The 20,790-nt window shown below is 55.1% G+C and carries 17 protein-coding genes; 5 read left to right on the top strand and 12 right to left on the bottom strand.

Annotation, left to right across the window (positions count from 1 at the left end; all coding sequences use genetic code 11):
- The first annotated feature begins 59 nt into the window (after positions 1-59).
- The gene (locus tag RT613_RS00820; protein ID WP_313612190.1) at positions 60-263 is read left to right on the top strand and encodes a NepR family anti-sigma factor; all 204 of its coding nucleotides are present in this window, start codon (positions 60-62) and stop codon (positions 261-263) included.
- Positions 260-826, top strand: coding sequence for an RNA polymerase sigma factor (locus RT613_RS00825; RefSeq protein WP_313612192.1), 567 nt, complete (start codon positions 260-262; stop codon positions 824-826). Before RT613_RS00820 ends, RT613_RS00825 begins: the two co-directional genes overlap by 4 nt.
- A gap of 98 nt (positions 827-924) precedes the next feature.
- Here RT613_RS00825 and RT613_RS00830 read toward each other — a convergent pair whose 3' ends face one another.
- Positions 925-1,395, bottom strand: coding sequence for an Lrp/AsnC family transcriptional regulator (locus RT613_RS00830; RefSeq protein ID WP_313612193.1), 471 nt, complete (start codon positions 1,393-1,395; stop codon positions 925-927).
- Between the two features lie 178 nt (positions 1,396-1,573).
- Here RT613_RS00830 and putA point away from each other — a divergent pair, with 178 nt between their 5' ends.
- Positions 1,574-5,263 (top strand): trifunctional transcriptional regulator/proline dehydrogenase/L-glutamate gamma-semialdehyde dehydrogenase, encoded by a 3,690-nt coding sequence (gene putA, locus RT613_RS00835; RefSeq protein ID WP_313612194.1) that lies wholly within the window; start codon positions 1,574-1,576, stop codon positions 5,261-5,263.
- Between the two features lie 94 nt (positions 5,264-5,357).
- Here putA and RT613_RS00840 read toward each other — a convergent pair whose 3' ends face one another.
- The 6 genes from RT613_RS00840 to speB form a co-directional block, all read right to left on the bottom strand.
- Positions 5,358-6,137: a carbon-nitrogen hydrolase family protein gene (locus RT613_RS00840; protein ID WP_313612195.1), complete on the bottom strand. Its 780-nt coding sequence runs from the start codon at positions 6,135-6,137 to the stop codon at positions 5,358-5,360.
- Positions 6,138-6,142: 5 nt separating this feature from the next.
- Positions 6,143-6,943, bottom strand: coding sequence for an ABC transporter permease (locus RT613_RS00845; protein WP_313612196.1), 801 nt, complete (start codon positions 6,941-6,943; stop codon positions 6,143-6,145).
- Positions 6,940-7,794 carry an ABC transporter permease gene (locus tag RT613_RS00850; protein WP_313612198.1) on the bottom strand — a complete coding sequence of 285 codons (855 nt, stop codon included), beginning with the start codon at positions 7,792-7,794 and terminating at the stop codon, positions 6,940-6,942. Before RT613_RS00850 ends, RT613_RS00845 begins: the two co-directional genes overlap by 4 nt.
- Positions 7,791-8,828 (bottom strand): ABC transporter ATP-binding protein, encoded by a 1,038-nt coding sequence (locus RT613_RS00855; RefSeq protein ID WP_313612199.1) that lies wholly within the window; start codon positions 8,826-8,828, stop codon positions 7,791-7,793. The genes RT613_RS00850 and RT613_RS00855 overlap by 4 nt, the downstream gene beginning before the upstream one ends.
- 74 nt (positions 8,829-8,902) lie before the next feature.
- Positions 8,903-9,991 carry an ABC transporter substrate-binding protein gene (locus RT613_RS00860; protein WP_313612200.1) on the bottom strand — a complete coding sequence of 363 codons (1,089 nt, stop codon included), beginning with the start codon at positions 9,989-9,991 and terminating at the stop codon, positions 8,903-8,905.
- 77 nt (positions 9,992-10,068) lie between these two features.
- Complete coding sequence (speB, locus tag RT613_RS00865) at positions 10,069-11,121, bottom strand: agmatinase (RefSeq protein WP_313612201.1); 1,053 nt, start codon at positions 11,119-11,121, stop codon at positions 10,069-10,071.
- Positions 11,122-11,292: 171 nt separating this feature from the next.
- Here speB and RT613_RS00870 point away from each other — a divergent pair, with 171 nt between their 5' ends.
- Positions 11,293-12,255 carry a LysR substrate-binding domain-containing protein gene (locus tag RT613_RS00870; protein WP_313612203.1) on the top strand — a complete coding sequence of 321 codons (963 nt, stop codon included), beginning with the start codon at positions 11,293-11,295 and terminating at the stop codon, positions 12,253-12,255.
- Positions 12,256-12,315: 60 nt separating this feature from the next.
- Here the strand turns inward: RT613_RS00870 and RT613_RS00875 are convergent, their stop codons facing one another.
- A complete protein-coding gene (locus RT613_RS00875; RefSeq protein ID WP_313612205.1) occupies positions 12,316-13,650 on the bottom strand; it encodes an aspartate aminotransferase family protein in 1,335 nt (444 codons plus the stop codon).
- 141 nt (positions 13,651-13,791) lie between these two features.
- Here RT613_RS00875 and RT613_RS00880 point away from each other — a divergent pair, with 141 nt between their 5' ends.
- Positions 13,792-14,340 carry a cupin domain-containing protein gene (locus RT613_RS00880; protein WP_313612206.1) on the top strand — a complete coding sequence of 183 codons (549 nt, stop codon included), beginning with the start codon at positions 13,792-13,794 and terminating at the stop codon, positions 14,338-14,340.
- 12 nt (positions 14,341-14,352) lie between these two features.
- Here RT613_RS00880 and RT613_RS00885 read toward each other — a convergent pair whose 3' ends face one another.
- From RT613_RS00885 to RT613_RS00900, 4 genes are all read right to left on the bottom strand, one after another.
- Positions 14,353-15,249 carry an amino acid ABC transporter substrate-binding protein gene (locus tag RT613_RS00885; protein WP_313612207.1) on the bottom strand — a complete coding sequence of 299 codons (897 nt, stop codon included), beginning with the start codon at positions 15,247-15,249 and terminating at the stop codon, positions 14,353-14,355.
- A 50-nt stretch (positions 15,250-15,299) separates the two neighbouring features.
- Positions 15,300-16,196, bottom strand: a complete 897-nt coding sequence (locus tag RT613_RS00890) for an amino acid ABC transporter substrate-binding protein (protein ID WP_409558731.1) — start codon at positions 16,194-16,196, stop codon at positions 15,300-15,302.
- Positions 16,197-16,245: 49 nt separating this feature from the next.
- Positions 16,246-18,525 (bottom strand): putative bifunctional diguanylate cyclase/phosphodiesterase, encoded by a 2,280-nt coding sequence (locus RT613_RS00895; RefSeq protein ID WP_409558732.1) that lies wholly within the window; start codon positions 18,523-18,525, stop codon positions 16,246-16,248.
- Between the two features lie 276 nt (positions 18,526-18,801).
- Positions 18,802-20,613 carry an IlvD/Edd family dehydratase gene (locus tag RT613_RS00900; protein WP_313612209.1) on the bottom strand — a complete coding sequence of 604 codons (1,812 nt, stop codon included), beginning with the start codon at positions 20,611-20,613 and terminating at the stop codon, positions 18,802-18,804.
- Between the last annotated feature and the right edge of the window lie 177 nt (positions 20,614-20,790).

Below are 20,790 nucleotides of genomic sequence, written 5' to 3' on the forward strand. Positions count from 1 at the left end.
GGAACTCTTTTTTGGCTGCCGCATTTTATTGTACGGCGATGAAAGGACTGCTTTGAGATATGAGTGATTTTCAAACAGATGACGATATTGCAGGAAAGGTGGATGGACCTGCGGTTCCAGCCTCCGGGCGTACTGTTATTTCCCGCAAGTTAAGAGAACTCTACGACGCTGTTCAAGACGAAGGTATTCCCGACAAATTTCTTGATCTGCTCGAAAAACTGGATGAAGCCGAGCGTAAAGCCGGTACGTCGGAGGCGCGATGACCGGTTCTTCGGATCAGAATGAGCGCGACTTCAAGCGTGAGATGCTTGCCGCGCTTCCAAACCTGCGTGCCTTTGCCATTTCCCTGATCAGATCCCGCGACCGCGCGGACGATCTGGTACAAGACACCATCATGAAAGCCTGGGCAAAACAGGAAAGCTATCAACCCGGCACCAATATGCGGGCATGGCTTGTGACCATTTTGCGCAACGAGTTTTACAGCCAGATTAGAAAATCAGGCCGCGAAGTCCAGGACACAGACGGTGCCTTTACTGCCAAGCTGTCGGTACCGCCAGAACAGAACGGTTCGGTTGACCTCCAGGATTTCCGGCAGGCACTGGCCCAGTTGCCCGATGACCAGCGTGAAGCCATCCTGCTGGTTGGTGCTTCCGGTTTTGCTTACGAAGAAGCAGCCGAAATTTGTGGTTGCCCGGTTGGCACCATCAAGAGCCGCGTCAGTCGCGCACGCCTGCGCCTCCAGGAGCTGCTTGGCATTGAAGACGAGCGTGAATTCGGGCCTGACGCCCAGATGACCGCCGTCACCACCAGCGCCATTCTTCGCTGATAAAGAAAAGGTTTGGAAGATCGCGCTTCCAAACCTTTTTCCTTTACAAAACGGCTTGACTGCTAAAAGCACGGTCCGTGGCTTTTTAATCCCTACAATCAGATCCCGGTATCCTTGACCGATTGCATCACCACATAGGTTGAGGTGTTGGAAACGGAGGGAAGACTTGATATCTTCTCACCAAGCACCCGGCGATATTTGCGGATATCTGTCGTTCTGACCTTGAGAAGATAGTCGAACGAGCCGGCAATCATGTGGCATTCCTCGACTTCCTTGATTTTTCGTACCGCAGCATTGAAATCCTCAAGAGCCTTCTCGCGTGTGTCCGACAGCTTCACTTCGGTAAATGCGATATGTTCAAGACCCAATTTGGTGGGATTGAGCGTGGCGCGAAAGCCGAGAATGTAACCATCTTCGATCAGCCTTTTCAGCCGAGCCTGACACGGTGTTTTCGACAGACCGACCTGTTTTGAAAGCTGCAGCACGGAAAGGCGGCCATCATCACTGAGCGCCTCGAGTATCTTCATATCGAATTGATCCAGATCGCCTGATTTTATACCTTGAACCATCCAGATGATCTTTCTGTTGAGCTTAATAAGACTGTTTTGCCTATTTTATTGCAAAAATAAGGACAATGCAATTTCGTGCGAAATGTTATGTTTCAGCCAGGATAAAAGGTGCGCGAAATAGTTCTGAACACCTTTGAACAAACGATTTCACGCATTGAAAATTGGAAGGACCGAACCGATGGCGGATGTCACAGGCAGCATTGGTGTGAATGAAAAATCAACTGCTCAGGGTGTTTTCAACCAGTTCGCGCCAGCAATACGGGAACAGAATGCCTATCGTCAGGCCATTACCAAGGCTTACCGTCGCGCAGAGCAGGAATGCCTTGCGCCGCTGCTTGAGGCAGCGACAGTGTCTGAGCAGTCCGCCAAGGAAATCCGCTCTACTGCCCGCAAGCTGATCGAGGCGCTGCGTGGCAAGGCCAAGGGCACCGGCGTTGAAGGTCTTGTGCAGGAATATTCGCTGTCCAGCCAGGAAGGCGTGGCCCTGATGTGTCTGGCCGAGGCGCTGCTGCGTATTCCTGATACTGCCACCCGCGACGCGTTGATCCGTGACAAGATCGCCAATGGAGATTGGAAGTCGCATGTTGGTGGCGGTCGTTCTCTATTCGTCAATGCTGCTACCTGGGGTCTGGTGATCACCGGCAAGCTGACCTCTACCGTCAACGATACCGGCCTGTCCTCCGCCCTCACCCGTCTGATCGCCCGCGCTGGCGAGCCAGTCATCCGCCGTGGCGTTGATATGGCCATGCGCATGATGGGTGAGCAGTTCGTCACCGGTCAGACAATCGGTGAAGCCATCCAGCGCTCCAAGCCTTATGAAGCCCAAGGCTTCCAGTATTCCTACGACATGCTTGGCGAAGCTGCGACCACATCGAAAGACGCTGACCGCTATTACAAGGACTATGAGGCTGCCATCCATGCCATCGGCAAGGCCTCTGCCGGCCGTGGCGTTTATGGTGGGCCCGGCATTTCCATCAAGCTGTCGGCCCTGCACCCGCGTTATTCGCGCTCGCAGGCAGAACGCGTCATGGCGGAACTGCTGCCGCGCGTCAAAGCGCTGATGGTGATGGCGAAAAATTACGATATCGGCCTCAATATCGATGCGGAAGAAGCTGACCGTCTGGAGCTTTCGCTTGATCTCCTGGAATCGCTGGCGCTTGATCCGGATCTTGGCAACTGGGAAGGCCTGGGCTTTGTGGTGCAGGCCTATGGCCGCCGCTGCCCATTTGTTCTCGATTACATCATCGACCTTGCCCGCCGCTCGAACCGCCGCATCATGGTTCGCCTCGTCAAGGGCGCCTATTGGGACGCGGAAATCAAGCGTGCGCAGCTGGATGGTCTGGAAGACTTCCCCGTCTACACCCGCAAGATCCACACGGATGTTTCCTACATTGCCTGCTCGCGCAAGCTGCTTGCTGCCCGTGATGTGATCTTCCCGCAGTTTGCGACACACAATGCGCAGACAATGGCCACCGTCTACCATCTGGCTGGACCGGACTTCAAAATCGGCGACTATGAATTCCAGTGCCTGCACGGCATGGGCGAGCCGCTTTATAGTGAGGTTGTCGGCAAGGACAAGCTGGACCGTCCGTGCCGTTTCTACGCGCCTGTCGGCACGCATGAAACGCTGCTTGCTTACCTCGTTCGCCGTCTTCTGGAAAACGGTGCGAACTCGTCCTTCGTCAATCGCATTGCCGACCCTGCAGTTCCGGTCGATGACTTGGTAACTGATCCGGTTGCCATCGTGAAATCCATGCCGATTCCCGGTGCACAGCACGACAAGATCGCTAGCCCGGCCGGCCTTTATGGCACCGAGCGTCGCAACTCCGACGGCATCGACCTTGCCAACGAAAATGCACTTGCAGCCCTGAGTGCAGCCCTGACAGGCAGCACGACCATACAGTGGAAGGCGGCACACCCGGCCTCATCTGGCGCAAGCCGTCCGGTTCTCAACCCTGGCGACCACACTGACATCGTCGGTTACGTCACCGAACCGTCGGAAGTTGACGTCAAGCAGGCCTTCGAGGCTGCTACCGCTTCCAGCTGGTCAAACCTGCCTGTTGCCGAGCGCGCCGCCATCATTGAACGTGCGGCCGATCTGATGCAGACAAGAATGCCGACATTGCTTGGCCTCATCATCCGTGAAGCTGGCAAATCTCTGCCAAACGCCATTGCAGAAGTCCGCGAAGCCATCGACTTCCTGCGTTATTACGCCGAAGAAGCCTGCAACAATTTCGGAACTGAGCAAAAAGCACTCGGCCCGATCGTCTGCATCAGCCCGTGGAACTTCCCGCTGGCGATCTTCATCGGTCAGGTCACGGCAGCGCTGGTGGCCGGCAATCCAGTTCTCGCAAAGCCTGCTGAAGAAACCCCGCTGATCGCAGCAGAAGGCATTCGCATTCTGCACGAGGCAGGTGTGCCGGCTGACGCCGTCCAGCTTCTGCCAGGCGATGGCAAGACAGGTGCAGCACTGGTTGGTGCTCCACAAACCGCAGGTGTGATGTTCACCGGCTCGACCGAAGTTGCCCGCCTCATCCAGAGCCAGCTGGCAACACGCGTTTCGGCCGGCAACCGTCCAATTCCGCTGATCGCCGAAACCGGTGGCCAGAATGCGATGATCGTCGACTCCTCTGCTCTTGCAGAACAGGTTGTCTTCGACGTGATTGCGTCTGCCTTCGACAGCGCCGGCCAGCGTTGCTCGGCACTGCGTGTCCTGTGCTTGCAGGAAGATGTCGCAGACCGCACGCTGACCATGCTCAAGGGCGCTCTGCACGAACTCAGCATTGGCCGCACCGACCGCCTGTCGGTGGATGTTGGCCCGGTTATCACTGCTGAAGCCAAGGGCATCATCGAAAGCCATATCGAGGGCATGCGTTCGATTGGCAATCGTATCGAACAGATTGAACTGGCTGGCGAAACCGGCAAGGGCACCTTTGTGCCGCCAACCATCATCGAGCTGAAAAACCTGTCCGACCTCAAGCGCGAAGTGTTTGGTCCGGTTCTGCACGTCATTCGCTTCAAGCGTGACAACCTCGACAAGCTGATCGACGACATCAACGCAACCGGTTATGGCCTGACCTTTGGTCTGCATACCCGTCTTGATGAAACCATCGCCCATGTCCTGTCGCGCGTCAAAGCGGGTAATCTTTACGTCAACCGCAACATCATCGGCGCAGTTGTCGGTGTGCAGCCATTCGGCGGTCGTGGCCTCTCCGGCACCGGTCCGAAGGCAGGTGGTCCGCTCTATCTTGGCCGCCTATCCACCAAGGCACCGGTCTTTGCAGAAAAGCACAAGGGCAAGGCGGATGCCGCCATTGCAGACTTTGCAAAATGGCTGAATGGCAAGGGCAAGACATCAGCTGCTGCCAATGCCCGCAACACCGCAAACCTCTCGGCAGTCGGTTATGAAACCGAGCTGGAAGGTCCGGTTGGTGAGCGCAACGTCTATGCACTGCACCCGCGCGGTCGTATTCTGCTGGTTCCAGCAACGGAAAACGGCCTTTACCAGCAGATGTCTGCCGCTTTGGCGACGGGCAACGAAGTGGTCATTGACACGACAGCAAACCTGCAAGGCTTGCTCTCCGGCCTGCCGCAGACCATTGCCAACCGCATCAAGTGGTCTGCCGACTGGAAGAATTCCGGTCCATTTGCAGGCGCTCTGGTTGAAGGTGACGCCGACAAGATCAAGCAGGTCAACGGCCTGATTGCTGCCCTGCCCGGCCCGCTCGTGCTGGTCCAGGCAGCATCGTCTGAAGAGGTAGCGCGCGAAGAACAGGCCTATTGCCTGAACTGGCTGGTGGAAGAAGTATCGGTCAGCGTCAACACAACGGCTGCTGGCGGCAATGCCAGCCTGATGACAATCAGCTAACAGCGCCCAAAAACAAAACCCGTCGCACGCCTTAGAAGTGCAACGGGCTGCAATATTGACCCGGTAAAAGTCTGAGATCTTTTACCGGGTTATTTTATACGTTCTGAATGAGATCGCGCAGATAGGTGTTTTCTTCCCGAGACTGCGCATAGGCATCCGGTTCAATCTCCGCATAAAGCAAAGCCTCACTCTGCTCAGATGCCTGCGCCAAGTAACGTCCATCCGGTGACGCGATGCAGGAAAGCCCGGCATAGTCGAAAGCTCCATCACCGCCGGCATGATTGACATAGGCCACATGCACCTGGTTCTCAAAGGCGCGCGTGCGGATCAATGTCTGGGCAATGAAACTGCCAGACGTTCCCTTCGGCAAAGCCGTCGGCACCACCACCAGTTCAGCACCGGCAAGTGCCAGTCGGCGGACATTTTCAGGAAACTCGACATCGTAACAGATGAGCATGCCGAAGGTGATGCCGCGATAGTCGATCACATCAGCTGTGGGTTTTTCGGCCGTAAACAGGCCGCGTTCGTAATCGCCATAGAGATGGGACTTGCGGTAAATGTGGCTATTGCCCGTGTCATCGACAAACAGGGCGCTGTTATAGACGATGTTACCGTCACGTTCCGCAAACCCCGCCACAATGGCAATCGAATGGGTGCGCGCAATCTCGCCCAAACGCTGTTCAACCTCGCCACCGGCCGGAGATGCCAGTGACGCCATGGCCTCGCCTGCCCCGTAACCGGTGACAGCAAGTTCCGGCGCAATTAGCAATGCAGCACCTTGCGAGGCGGCCTCCTTCGCTGCGTGTTCAATACGCGCCAGATTGGCAGAAACATCTGCCAACACCGATTGCATCTGCAAAGCTGCGATCTTCATGGCACTCACTTGTCGTTGGAGGACATGGCACCCAGAAGTTTCGGCAGGTCACCGAACCGGGCCACCAGACCAAACACCACAGCTGCAATCATCAGGAACAACACGGTCACCGAGGCCATGGTCGGTGTATAGCCGTAACGCAATGCGTTGAAGATCTTGATCGGCAGGGTTTCCATGGTGAAACCAACCGTCATGTAGGCCACGATATATTCGTTGAGCGACAGCACAAACGCGAAGGCATAACCAGACACCAGATAGGGCAGGATCAACGGCAAAACGACCGTCCTGAAAATCGTGCGGTCATTGGCACCCATGGTGGACGCCGCCTCAACCAGAGAACGATCAATAGAGGAAAACCCGAGCGAGATGGTCACCAGTGGCAGCGTCACGAAAAAGATCGCGTGGCTGATTACCGCTGTCCATGGCTGGCCATAAAAGCCCGTTGTTGCCCAGAAGGTCAGCAATCCGAGAGCCGTGATAACCGGCGGCAGGGTAAAAGGCGCGACACCCAGCAACTGAAAGATATTGGCCCATGGTGCAATACGGCGCCACAGGAACCATGCCAGTGGCAGGGCAATCAAAAGCGCAAGTGCCGCCGAAAGCGCAGCCAGCGTGACCGATGCAAACAGCGCATTACGCCATTCGACATTGGTAAAAATCTCACCGTACCAGGAAAGGGAAAATCCCTGCGGCGGGAAGGCCAGTGTCTGCTTTTCATTGACCGACACACCGGCAACCACGATCAGCGGCATTGCCAGAAACAGGCCAACCAGCGTGAAGAAAAGGCGTTTCAGAAACGTGGTCATGCCGCTTCTCCCTTGCGTCCCAGAAACAGCGTCAAGCCGACAAGTCCAAGGGTTACGAGAACAAGGAATACCGCCATGGCTGCCGCAAATGGCATGTTGGACTGGTAGATGGCCTGATCCGTGATCAGCACCGACAAGGTCCAGTGCTGCGGACGACCAAGCAATTGCGGCAGCAGGTAACAACCAAGTGCAAAGATGAACACCATGATCAGCGTTGCCATGATCGTGCTTCTGAGTGCTGGCACCACAACGGTGAAGAACGCCTTGACCGGCGAGGCGCCAAGCGTGCGCGCCGCTTCGGTCAGGGTCGGGTCAAGCCGCGCAAGTGCGGGATAAAGCACCAGAACCGTATAGGGAAACGCCTGATAAACGATACCGGTCAGCACCGCGCCAAAACTTGGTGTCAGCGCTTTTGCCTGATCCATCAGGCCAATTGCCACAAACAGATTGGTAATACCTGCAGTGCGCGAAAACAGGGTCGACCAGGCAAAACCGATCATCACCTCAGACAGCGACAGAACGGACAATAGGGCAACCAGCCATAGAACCTGCACCTTACGCACCGAACGCGACAGGAGGTAGGTGAACGGCACCGCAAGGACCACGCAGCAGATGGCAACCAACACCGCCAGCATCAGAGAAAAGCCAAGCACGCGCCCGAAAAACAGGCTCATGAACCGGGCATAATTGTCGAGCACAAAGGCGGGTTCATAAAACGCGCCTTGCAGGCGCTGGAAAAACGACACCGAAATCATCGTACCGAATGGCACGACAAAAAACACGATCAGCATCAGGGCTGGAAACAGCAGCGGCCCGTAATCGGCTAGTTTTTGCGGCGCTTCCCGTCTCATGATTTCAACACCACGCAAACGTCGGAACCAAGCTTGATGCCGATATTCTGCCCGACCGTGACCTGCGGACGGGCGCTTGGCGTTGAGACGGCAACGATCTGTTTGCCACCGGCTTCAACAAAGGTTTCGATCGTGCCCCCAAGGTCGCGCACGAAGGTCACGGTTCCCGATATCGCGCCGTGACCGGGTGCGGTCAGCACGACATCTTCCGGGCGCACTGAAATCACGCCCTTGGAAAGTCCCGATGAAACGGAGAGACCTTCCACGGCTTCACCCAGCACCACGGCACGGCCCGCACTATCAGCGGCAAAATCAATCAGATTGGTCATGCCGATGAAGTCGGCAACAAAGGTATCAGCCGGCTTGCGGTAGACCTCGACCGGCGCTGCGGCCTGACGGATTTCACCGCCATTCATCACCACGACAGTATCGGCCATGGTCATGGCTTCACGCTGGTCATGGGTCACCACAATGGTGGTGATGCCCAGACGTTGCTGCAACTGGCGCAATTCAACCTGCATAGCCTCACGCAGCTTGGCGTCCAGCGCCGAAAGCGGCTCGTCCAGCAGAAACAGCTTTGGCGAAATGGTCAGGGCACGAGCAATGGCGACGCGCTGGCGCTGACCACCCGATAATTTGGACACGGGGCGGTCTGCGTAACCAGGCAGATGGATCATCGCCAGCAGTTCGTCGACGCGTTTTTTCTGTTCTTCCTTGCTGGCACCACGAATGCGCAGCGGATAGGCTATATTCTCACCCACCGTCAAATGCGGAAATAGCGCCAGTGACTGGAACACCATGCCCAGATCACGTTTATGGGTGGGAACGGTGGTAATGTCGTCGCCATCAAGGCGGATCGTACCACTGGTTGGCAGATCCAACCCGGCGATCATACGCATCAATGTCGTTTTTCCGCAGCCGGAAGGGCCAAGCAGACAGACAAAGGTTCCATGCGGCACATTCAGGCTCACGCCATTGACCGCAGTGAAGGTGCCGAATTGCTTGACGATATTGTTCAGGGCCAGACCGGACATACATTCCCCGTTTATTTTTTTGAAAACCGATCCGGGGTTTCCCCGGACCGGATGTTATCTTTTAAATGAGTGCCTTAACCGGCAATCATTTCCGTCCACTTCTGGTTCAACCAGTCGGACTTGGTCTGGTAGAGGTCGTAGCGCGGAATAACCGGATCGATATCCGAAGACACCGCCGCGAATTCTTCCGCCGTCAGATCTGTCAGCTCGCGCTTTACGGTTGGTGCAGTTCCAACCTTGCGTGACAACACGGCCTGGGTTGCAGGCTGGCTCATATATTCCATGAAGACATGAGCTTCTTCGGTCTTGGTGGACGCACGCGCCAGCACCCAGGAACCGGAATCCTGAATGCCACCCTCCTTCGGGAAGGTTGAGCGGACAGGCTGACCCTGCGAAGCAGCAAGACCCGTCACATCATGGTAATACTGGCCCATCGGGATTTCGCCAGACTTCAGGGCCTGTTCGAACTGTGCCTCATCACGGTACCACAGGCTGACATTGGACTTTACTTCCGCCAGCTTTTCAAAAGCCTTGAGCAGGCCCTCTTCCGTGTCGAGCACATTGGTGCCGCCCATGAATGTCTTGGCTGTCACTTCCAGAAGGAAGGAGTTGGAAACCAGTGCCAAAAGGCCGATCTTGTCGGCATTTGCCGGATCCCACAGCGCTTCCCAGGACGTTGGCGCTTCCTTGTAGACGTCGGTGTTGGTAACCAGTGTGATGTACCAGGACACCGCACCGATGCCGGACACACGGCCATCAGGATATTTGTTGATGAAGCGGTCGATCAGGCCGGAAGAACTCGGGATCTTGGCAAGATCAAGTGGTGCCCACAGCTCGGTTGCCTGACCCTTCAAAACCGCAACCTGCGACATCATGGAAACGTCGGCGGGAGCCTGGCCAGCCTTGGCTGCCTGCTCAAGCTGCACCAGCCATGCTTCGCCTGTCGGCTCGGCAACGGATTCAACGGCAATACCGGTGGCTTTGGTGAATTCAGGGAAAATGTTCTTATCGAACGAATCCTTGAAGTAACCACCGTAAACGCCAACCTTCAGCGACTTGTCCTGCGCACGCAGGATGGATGGCATGGCCAGCATGGATGCGCCTGCAAGACCGGCTCCCAGAACCGCGCGGCGGCTGACCGGCAAGGTAATTTTTTCAGACATCGGCTTCTCCTTTATTGTTCGGTCTTCTTTATTTTATCAGACCGTCCCCAGTTTTTCTTACGGATAATAAGACATCCCTAGCTTTTGACGGAAGGGCTAAACACCATCAGGCTCAAGATTTCGAATAACATTTGCGCACCGGCCTGCGCGGTATTGGTCGTGGCATCATATTGCGGTGCCACTTCAACCACATCACCACCGACAATGTTCATGCCCTTCAGGCCGCGCACCAGTTCCAGGACCTCACGCGTCGTCAATCCACCAATTTCCGGCGTACCGGTTCCCGGCGCAAAGGATGGGTCAAGACTGTCGATATCGAAAGACAGGTAGGTCGGGCCATCACCAATGATCGCCTTGGCCTTTTCGATGATCGCCGGGATACCAAGACCGGTAACCTCTTCAGCATGGATGACGGTCATGCCGGATTCGTAGGAAAACTCCCACAGATATTCGGACGAGCCGCGAATACCGATCTGAATCGTGCGGGTCGGATCGAGAACGCCGTCCAAAACCGCATTGCGGAACGGACCGCCATGGTGGAATTTGGTCAGATCATAGGCTCCGCCAGTGTCGCAATGCGCATCGATATGGATCATGCCAACCGGACGGTTTTTGCCAACAGCCTTCAAGATCGGATGCGTGATGGAATGATCGCCACCCACTGACAGCGGCAGGACACCGGCATCCACGATCTGATTGACGCGCTTTTCAATGTCGTCATGGCTCATTTCCAGCCGGTAGCGGCTGCGGAAAGACACATCACCAATATCAGCAACGCGCAGGTCATGCACCGGTGCGCAATTGAGAACGTGATTATAAGGTCCGATACGCTCAATGGCTCGCAGCGCACGTGGTCCGAAACGCGAACCGGTGCGGTTGGTCACACCAAGGTCCATCGGCACGCCGAGAAGGGCAACCTGGAGATTGCCGAAATCCGGCTCATCATTGTCGACAGGCATATGGGGCGCGGTCAGCAAGGTCGGCATGCCGGCATAGGGTGCCACCCGCGTACCACTCTTGGAAAAAATCTTGCTCGCAACCTTGCTGAAGTTCGGGTCGAACAATTCTCCGCCATGGCTTTCGCCATACTTCGCCTTCAGTTCCTGCAGCTTTTTGTCGTCGAATGTCATCTTGTGGTTCCCATTCACATTGACCGGCAACGCATCCAGGTGCGCCGCACATTTTTTGGACGGTAAAAATACTGCCCATGTTTTGGCCATTTCAGCGCAAGGCAATTGAAAAAGCAATTCACATTGTTATAGCAATTAATGTGAATTTTTCTCACGAAAGGACACAGCCAAATGTCCAGCCGGCTCCCTCCGCTCAACCCTCTCAGGGCTTTTGAAGCAACTGCCAGACGCGGCTCCGTATCCGCTGCAGCGCGAGAGTTGAACGTCACGCATGGCGCAATCAGCCACCAGATCAAATCACTGGAAGAGTCACTCAACACGGTGCTTTTCGAGCGTGGCGGCAGGCGACTTAAACTCACCTCTCAAGGCGCTCTTCTGTTACCTGTCGTCACACAGGCATTTGGCAGCATCGCCGCCGCAACGGCCCTGATGGCCCGTCCTGCAACGGGTGGAAAATTGACCATCGGCAGCGTGGCAGGACTTCTGTCTCTTTGGCTGATCCCGCGTCTCAACCGCTTCTCAGAGCAGTTTCCGGATATCAGCCTGACACTGATGACCGGCAATGACCCGGCCATGCTGAACTCGACGGATGTTGACCTGTGCATTCTGTATGGCAATGGTCGCTGGCCGGGTATCTGGAGCAATTTATGGAGCGAAATCAAACTGTTTCCGGTCGCAAGCCCGACCTTGCTTAACAACAGGCCGCTGCGTTCGGTGCGCGATCTCTCGGATCATGTGCTGCTGCATGGCGATACCGGACGGGAATGGAACACCTGGCTGACGGCAGCAGACGCAACCGCCGTTCCGCGTCCCCGCCAGCACTTCATGAGTGACGCCCATCTTTCAACGCAGGCCGCGCTTTATGGACAGGGCATTGCTTTGGGAGACACCATAACCGCTGCCAACCTGATTGCCGAAGGCGAGCTTGTTTTGCCCTTCGACCTGACCGTGCCGTCAGACGACGCGTTTCATGTGGCCTGCCGCCATGAAATGCGCAACGCTCCGATCGTCAGCGTTTTCATAGACTGGCTGTATGCATCGCTGGATGAAGACAAGCTACCGGAACCAAAACGGTCGGCACATACATTGCTGCGCTCCCGCTCGACACGACAGGATCCGGACGACAAACAATGAGGCTGTTTTGAAGCAGCCAACAAAAAAGGCGCCAGTGACTGGCGCCTTTTTTAGAAGTAATCAGGCTGCTCTTTTAATGGCGTCGCCAATAATCGACACAAGCGTATCGATCTGTTCCTTCTCGATGATCAGCGGCGGCGAAAGCGCAATCACATCACCGGTCACGCGGATCAGCAGACCCTTGTTGAAGCAATCAACAAACACGTCATAGGCTCTGGCGCCCGGCGCACCTTCGCGTGGTGCAAGTTCGATCGCGCCAACCAGACCGAGGTTGCGAACGTCAACGACATTTGCATGGGCCTTGAAGGAGTGCAGCGCCTCCTGCCAGTACTCGGCAAGCTCAGCCGCACGGGTCAACAGACCATCCTCGGCATAGACCTCAAGCGTAGCAATACCGGCAGCGCAGGCAACCGGGTGGCCGGAATAGGTATAGCCGTGGAACAATTCGATCTGGTTTTCCGGACCCTGCATCAACGCATCATAAACCGCACGCTTGGCAAACACCGCACCCATCGGAATGGTGCCGTTGGTGATGCCCTTGGCGGTGGTGACGAGGTCAGGCACAACGCCAAAATAATCGGTCGCAAATGGCGTTCCGAGACGACCGAAGCCGGTGATGACTTCATCAAAGATCAGCAGAATGCCGTATTTGTCAGCCGTGGCGCGCAACTTTTCGAGATAACCCTTCGGAGGCAGCACAACGCCGGCGGAACCGGACATTGGCTCAACGATGACAGCAGCAATGGTTTCGGCACCATGCAAGCCAACAAGCCGCTCCAGATCATCCGCCAGTTCAATGCCATGGGCAGGCAGGCCCTTGCTGAACGCATTGCGCTCCACATCCAGAGTATGGCGCATGTGATCTGCAGGAATTTGCGGGAAAACACGACGATTGTTGACGAGGCCGCCTACCGAAATGCCGCCAAAACCAACACCGTGATACCCTTTTTCACGACCGATGATACGGGTACGTGTCCCCTGTCCAATGGCACGCTGGTAAGCGATCGCGATCTTCAGAGCCGTGTCGACGGATTCGGAGCCGGAGCCGGTAAAGAACACCCGGTCCAGCTGAGCCGCTTCACCACCCGGCGCAATCGCCGCCAGCTTTTCAGCAAAATCGAAGGCGATCGGATGACCCATCTGGAATGTTGGTGCAAAATCCATGGTGCGCAACTGGCGCTCGACAGCTTCGGCAATACGTTCACGACCATGGCCAGCGTTCACGCACCACAAACCGGCGGTGCCATCAAGAACCTTGTTGCCATCAACGTCGGTGTAATACATGCCCGAGGCACTGGCCAAGAGGCGGGGCGCCGCCTTGAACTGCCGGTTGGCAGTAAATGGCATCCAGAAATTCTCAAGCACGGGAGTATTGGGTTTGCTATGCGCGTTCATGCTGTTCTCCATGTTTGCCAATTTGTGAAATATTTCCCCTGCAACAACAAGTCCTTTTCTTCTCAAGGCCAAGCTATTGAAATAACTCATGCCAAAGAGCTAATGTTTCGATATTTCGAACAACCGCAACAGGGCAAAGGCATGTCAGTCGATATAGGCAACAGGTTGCGACATTTGAGAATGCTGCACAACCTCTCGCAGAGAGAATTGGCAAGGCGGGCGGGCGTGACAAACTCGACCATCTCGCTGATTGAATCCAACGCATCCAACCCGTCAGTTGGCGCTCTCAAACGCATTCTGGACGGCATACCCATCGGCCTTGCCGAGTTTTTTGCCTTTGAGCCGGAAAAACCGAAACAATTCTTCTATGCGGCAGAAGAACTGACTGAAATCGGCAAGGGTTTGATTTCATTCCGGCAGGTCGGCAACAACCTGTTTGGTCGCAGTCTGCAAATTCTCAAAGAATGTTATCAGCCAGGCGCAGATACCGGCAAAGTGCCACTCGTTCACGATGGCGAGGAAGGCGGCATTGTTCTGAGCGGTCGACTGGAAGTGATTGTCGATGACGAACGGCGCATCCTTGGGCCGGGTGATGCCTATTATTTCGAAAGCAGGCGTCCGCACCGTTTTCGTTGTGTGGGCGTCGTGCCTTGCGAAGTCATCAGCGCATGCACGCCGCCAACCTTTTGAACGTGTTGAGTATTAGCCGCCCAAATTGACAGGATTATCGAACACGGCCTTAAGATCGCCAGTCATTGGCGTGTTGAGGTTGACACCATCAGGCCCGATATCCGTCATGAACCATTTGTTGTAGATGTCGTTGATTTCGCCGCTTTTATAGATCGTCAGCAGGGCATCATTGACCGCATCACGAAAACCAACATCGTCCTTGCGCAACATCAGCCCATAGGGTTGCGGTTCTGAGAGCGCCTCCGCAGACAGCACGTAATTCTCGGGATTTTGAGCGTTCGCCACCAGAGACGCCAGCAGAATTCCATCCATCACGAAGGCAGATGCCTTGCCCTGTGTGACCATTTCAAACGCGTCATTGATGCTGACGCCCTGCACCAGCGCCAGATAGAGGCTCTTTTCACGGTTGATGGTGTTGAGTTGGGCAATATTTGTTGAACCCTTGGTAACAACGACGGTCCGACCAGCGAGATCGGCAATCGTGTTGATGCCGCTAGACTTGAGCGACACAAAACGTGTTGCGGTGATGAAGTGGCTATAGGAGAACCACACGCTTCTGCGACGTTCTTCGGTATTGGTGCTGGACACACATTCCAGATCGATAGAACCGTCATTCAGCAGCACCACCCGATTGCTGGCGGTGCGTTCCACGAACTCGATTTTGATGTCAGGCCGGGAAAGTTTCTGCTTCAGCAGATCAACAACCCGCCTGCAAAGCTCGATCGTGTAACCGGTGGGTTCACCCTTCTGATCCAGGAAGGAAAATGGGATATTTCGGGTGGTGTAGCCGATCTTTATGACGCCGGTTTTTGTCATTTTTTCCAGCGTCGGAACCGGTTGCTGCGCCAAAACCGGCCCACAGGAAAACATCATCAGGCCAGCCAGAAGAAGGGCTTTAAATCGTGACATATTCACCCCCTGAAAATAGAAAACAGGATAATAAAACAATACCATGAAGCTTAATCATTGAACTCCACCGGCGATGCGTAGGCCTTTTTCAAGGCCGCTGACATGGGAAGGTTGAGGTTCATGTTGCTGGGTGGAATGGGCGATGTGAACCATTTCCCGTAAAGTGTCTTGATGTCGTCTCCCGCAAAAACCTCTCTCAGGCTTTCATTGACCAGCGTCTTGAATGTCGTGTCACCATGGCGAAGCATCAGTCCGTACGGCTCTGGATCGCTGAGTGTTTCCTCTGATAGAGCGTATTTGGATGGGTCTGGTGTTTGCGCAACCATCGCCGCCAAAAGAATACCATCCATCACGAAGGCAGACGCCCGACCGGACACCACAAGATCGAAGGACTCTTCGTTGTTCTTGGTCGGAATGACCGCAATATTGAGCTTCCGCTGGCGATTGATCTGGTTCAACTGGTCAATGTTAACCGTGCCGGACGCCGAAGTCACCGACCGCCCCGTCAAATCCTTCATGCTGGAAATGTGATCATCGCTGCGCGAAACGAACTGCGTCGCCGTCATGAAGTTCGGATAGGAAAAATCCACTGTCTTGCGCCGTTCGGCAGTGTTGGTGGTCGCAGCACATTCAATGTCGATATTGCCGGTTTTCATAAGAATGAACCGCGTCGCCGGGGTCGCCATGACATATTCAATGTCCAGCTTTTCCAGTTTCAAATGCTGGCGAATATGGTCCACGACCCTTTTGCACAAATCTATGGAAAAACCGACCACTTCACCCGAGGGCAACTGGTAGGAAAAGGGAGGCTCTGCCTCACGATAACCAAGCCGGATTTTTCCGGTTTTGGAGACGGACTGCAATGTGACACTTGTCATGTCCGCACTGGCTGTTGACCAGGAAAGAAGACTGCCAAGTGTGAGAAGAGACAACGCAATTTTACGCATTCCAAGTCTCCTGCGAGTTATCTGACAATATGAAAATGTATCGTTTCACTCACCCGTGAGCGGCTGCTTTCATCGAGAACGCCTCATTCACCGTCGCAAGGTCATGGCACAATTGCGAGGCCGGCTTCGGCCTAGCAAAATAAAACCCCTGCGCTTCCGTACAGCCGGCGACCTTCAGCACCGCCGCCTGCCCCAGCGTCTCGACACCTTCAGCGGTGATTTCCATATCCACCTGCCGGGCCAAAGTCGTGATCGCACTGATAATGGCATTGCTTGTTGTATCGTCCGGCAGGCCCGAGACGAACTCACGGTCAATTTTCAGCTTGGTAAAGGGCACACTGCGCAAGGCACCGAACGAGGCATATCCCGTTCCAAAATCATCCAGCACGATGCGCACGCCGGTTTCCTTCAGCTTGGCCAAGGCAGCGATGCTCGACGCCCCCGTCAGCATCACTGTTTCAGTCACCTCAAGCTCAAGGCGTTCTGGCTGCAAACCGGATGTCAACAAGGTGCGCTCAACGGTCGCGACGATATTGCTTTGTCGCAACTGCACGGCAGACAGGTTGACCGCCAGTTTGATATGTTCTGGCCATGCCATGGCATCGGAACACGCTTGCGCCAGGATCCATTCACCCAACTGGATGATGAAGCCGGTCTCTTCAGCGAGAGGAATGAACTTGTCCGGGGGGATCATGCCCTGCTTGCGATGGCGCCAACGCACAAGTGTTTCATAGGCGGAAATTCTGCCATCGACCAGATTGATGATCGGCTGATAATGCAGCTCGAACTCGTTGTTCTGGAGGGCAAATTTCATATCCATTTCCAACGCATGCTGGTCCTGTACGGCCATGTCCATGCCCTCTTCATAGAACACGGAAATACCGCGCCCCATGGCCTTTGCCCGGTAGAGACCAAGGTCAGCATTCTGCAGCAACTGGCCAGCAGAGGTTCCATGGGCAGGCGCACAGGCAATGCCGATGCTTGTGCCGACCATCACCTCATGGTCATCCAGCATGAAACTGGTGGAAATGGCTTCAAGAATGCGGGAAGCCAGCTTCTGGCCCTCACGCAACGGGTTGCGATTGACGATTTGCACGATGGCAAATTCATCACCACCCAGTCGCGCTGCAATATCATCAGGTCCGAGAACTGAACGAATGCGTGATGCCGTGGAAACCAGCAGAGCATCCCCCGAAGCATGACCAAGTGTGTCGTTGACCGTCTTGAACCGATCGAGGTCGAGCAGCATGACGTTGAACATCTTGCCGCTGCGCACCATCTCATTGAGGCAGGCATTCAGGGTCTTCATCAGCAAGGCACGGTTCGGTAGACCGGTCAGCCCGTCATGATGCGCCATGTGCTCCATTTGCAGCGCCATATCGCGCACCTGGCGCAGACGGCCACGTTCGACCACCGCTTCGCGCAGTGTTTCGATGGCCGTGGCCATGGCACCAATTTCATCGCGACGATTGCGAAACGGCGTGACGACATCCGTTTCTTCATTGGCGATACGCAAAGTCGCCTGAATGAGAGCCGGCACCGGTTTCAGGAACCGCTTGGCCACAAAACTGACGATAATGCCGGTGGCAGTAAAAACTCCGAGCAAGACAAGCAGGGAGTTGCGCAACAGTTTTTGCTGGACGAGATAAAGCTCTGAGGCCGTGCCGATGCTGGTTGCAACTGCACCGATGACCTCGCCACTCTGATCTTTCAGAATTGGCAGCAGGCCAATATAATGTTTGACGCCGTCGATTTCCGCAAACCCGGTGGCAAACTCACCCTTACCACCATAATCCTGAAAGATCGGATCATGGATCGGCGCCAACATGTCTGAGCCGGAACCGCCATCATAAGCAACAGCAACACTGATGAATGCGGACTGCTCGGCATCATAGCGATAGAGCCACGTGGTCTTTTTGGTCTGCGCGCTGACCAGAGCCAGCACATCAATCGGACTGAAACCCGTCACCAGAACAGATTCATCGTCGCCGATCGGTTGATCCGTGACGATGCGGTCCACCTGACCACCGTCATCCACGCTGACCGCAATATAGGTATAAATGCTACGGAGGGTTGCACTGGCAATTTGTGTATTGATACGGGCCTGATTGCGCCACTGCTCACTGGCGGCAGTCACAAACATCGACCAGCCAACAAAGGCGCCGGCACCGTAAGCAAAAATGACTCCGCCCAGAAAAACAAGTGTGATCTTGCCGACAAGCGAGCGCCTCCACGCGTTTGCACGCATGATAAAAGTTATGTCGCGGACATGATCGCCCACCTTTTGTGGCGTCCCCGTTTCAACCGAACGGAAAATTTCTTGAACCATCTGACAAAGTATTTCCCAGTCACAATAAAGGTTCTGTGTTCAGTTTGTATTTTTGTCACAGACCTTACCCCATGGGAAACAATCATCAACCGGGGGTATTGAAAACCAATTAATGAATTACAACGATTACGACCGATAAGTAAGAATCTTATCAAAAATGCATAAAAGCCGCCCTTTACAGGCGGCTTTTACAAATATGCAGCAGATTATATTACTCTCCACTACAGTGAGACGGAAACTGTTCTACGCATCAAACCGAGCAGAACAGTGCCGTTTTTAGTGGTTATCGCGCGGCAGTCCCTTGGTCTGCGCAATGCGCTGATATTTGACGGCAGGCTCAAGAACTGCACCGCTTTCCATCTGGCCAACGATCGAGCGCTGAATTTCCTGCCATGGTGTCTGGTGGGCCGGGTATTGGTAACCACCATCCTTGGACAGAGCTTCATAACGCTCTGCCAGTTCTTCACCAGAGATGAGAATGTCAGCCTTGCCGCGACCCACGTCTACGCGAACGCGGTCACCGGTTCGCAGGATCGCCAGACCACCGCCAGCGGCTGCTTCCGGAGAAGCGTTGAGGATAGATGGGCTGCCTGATGTACCGGACTGACGGCCGTCACCAATACATGGCAGCGAGTTGACGCCCTGCTTCAGCAGGTAGTCAGGCGCACGCATGTTGACCACTTCAGCGGCACCGGGATAACCGATCGGGCCTGCACCACGCATGAACAGAATGGTGTTCGCGTCGATTTCCAGTGATGGATCGTCGATGCGGTGATGGTAATCTTCCGGACCATCGAAGACGACCGCGCGGCCCTCAAAGGCTTCCGGATCATCCGGGTTGGACAGGTAACGATCGCGGAATTCTTCCGAAATCACGCTTGTCTTCATGATGGCAGACGAGAACAGGTTACCGCGCAGCACGCGGAAACCGGCGCGCTCCTTGAGAGGCTGTTCGTAAGGACGAATGACCTTCTCGTCTTCAATGATGGCACCCCGACAGTTATCGCCGATGGTCTTGCCATTCACCGTCATGGCATCTTCCTTGATCAGACCCTGCGTCATCAGCTGGTTGACCACGGCCGGAACGCCACCTGCATGGTAATAATCTTCACCGAGATATTCACCAGCCGGCTGCAGGTTTACAAGCAGCGGAACATCTTCACCATAGGTCTGCCAGTCATCGACCGTCAGTTCGACGCCAACGTGGCGGGCCAGACCGTTGAGGTGGATTGGTGCGTTGGTCGAACCACCAATCGCCGAGTTCACGCGGATGGCGTTGATGAAGGCATCCTTGGTCATGATGTCGGAAGGCTTGAGGTCTTCCTTGACCATTTCAACGATGCGAAGACCAGTGAGGTAGGACACTTCCTGACGGTCACGGTAAGGCGCTGGAATAGCGGCAGAACCCGGCAGCTGCATGCCGAGTGCTTCAGCAAGCGAGTTCATGGTCGTTGCCGTACCCATGGTGTTGCAATAACCGGTCGACGGAGCCGAGGAAGCGACCAGCTTCACGAAGCCCTGATAATCGATTTCGCCCTTTGCCAGAAGTTCGCGGGCCTTCCAGACGATGGTGCCCGAACCGGTGCGCTCACCACGGAACCAACCGTTCAGCATCGGACCAACCGACAAGGCAATGGATGGAATGTTGACGGTGGCCGCCGCCATAAGACAGGCAGGCGTGGTCTTGTCACAGCCGATGGTCAACACAACGCCGTCCAGCGGGTAGCCGTAAAGAACCTCAACAAGGCCGAGATAGGCGAGGTTACGGTCAAGACCTGCGGTTGGGCGCTTGCCGGTTTCCTGAATCGGATGAACCGGAAACTCGATGGCGATACCGCCAGCTTCACGGATACCTTCACGCAGGCGGTTTGCCAGCTCAAGGTGGTGACGGTTGCAAGGCGAAAGGTCGGAGCCGGTCTGGGCAATCCCGATAATCGGACGGTCTGACTGCAATTCCGCCTGGCTCAGGCCGAAATTCATATAACGCTCGAGATAGAGCGCCGTCATGTCAGCGTTGGCCGGGTTATCAAACCAGGCGCGAGAACGCAGTTTTCCGGGTGTGGTCGGAAGATTATCGGAATTTCCCATGGTGATTGCCTCAAAACAAAAATAAGACGACAGCCGCACCAATGCTCTGTCAAGGAAGGAATACGCACACAGCTCTGCCGTTACGGTCATCGCTTCCGTTATTTGTATTACTATTTAGCGAGAGGAAGGCTTGTCAAGCACCGTTGATGTCAAACATGGAACTCTCCTATAAAAGAC

Origin of the sequence: Agrobacterium sp. (assembly GCF_032092815.1) — a bacterium.
In the GTDB taxonomy this organism is placed as follows: domain Bacteria; phylum Pseudomonadota; class Alphaproteobacteria; order Rhizobiales; family Rhizobiaceae; genus Agrobacterium.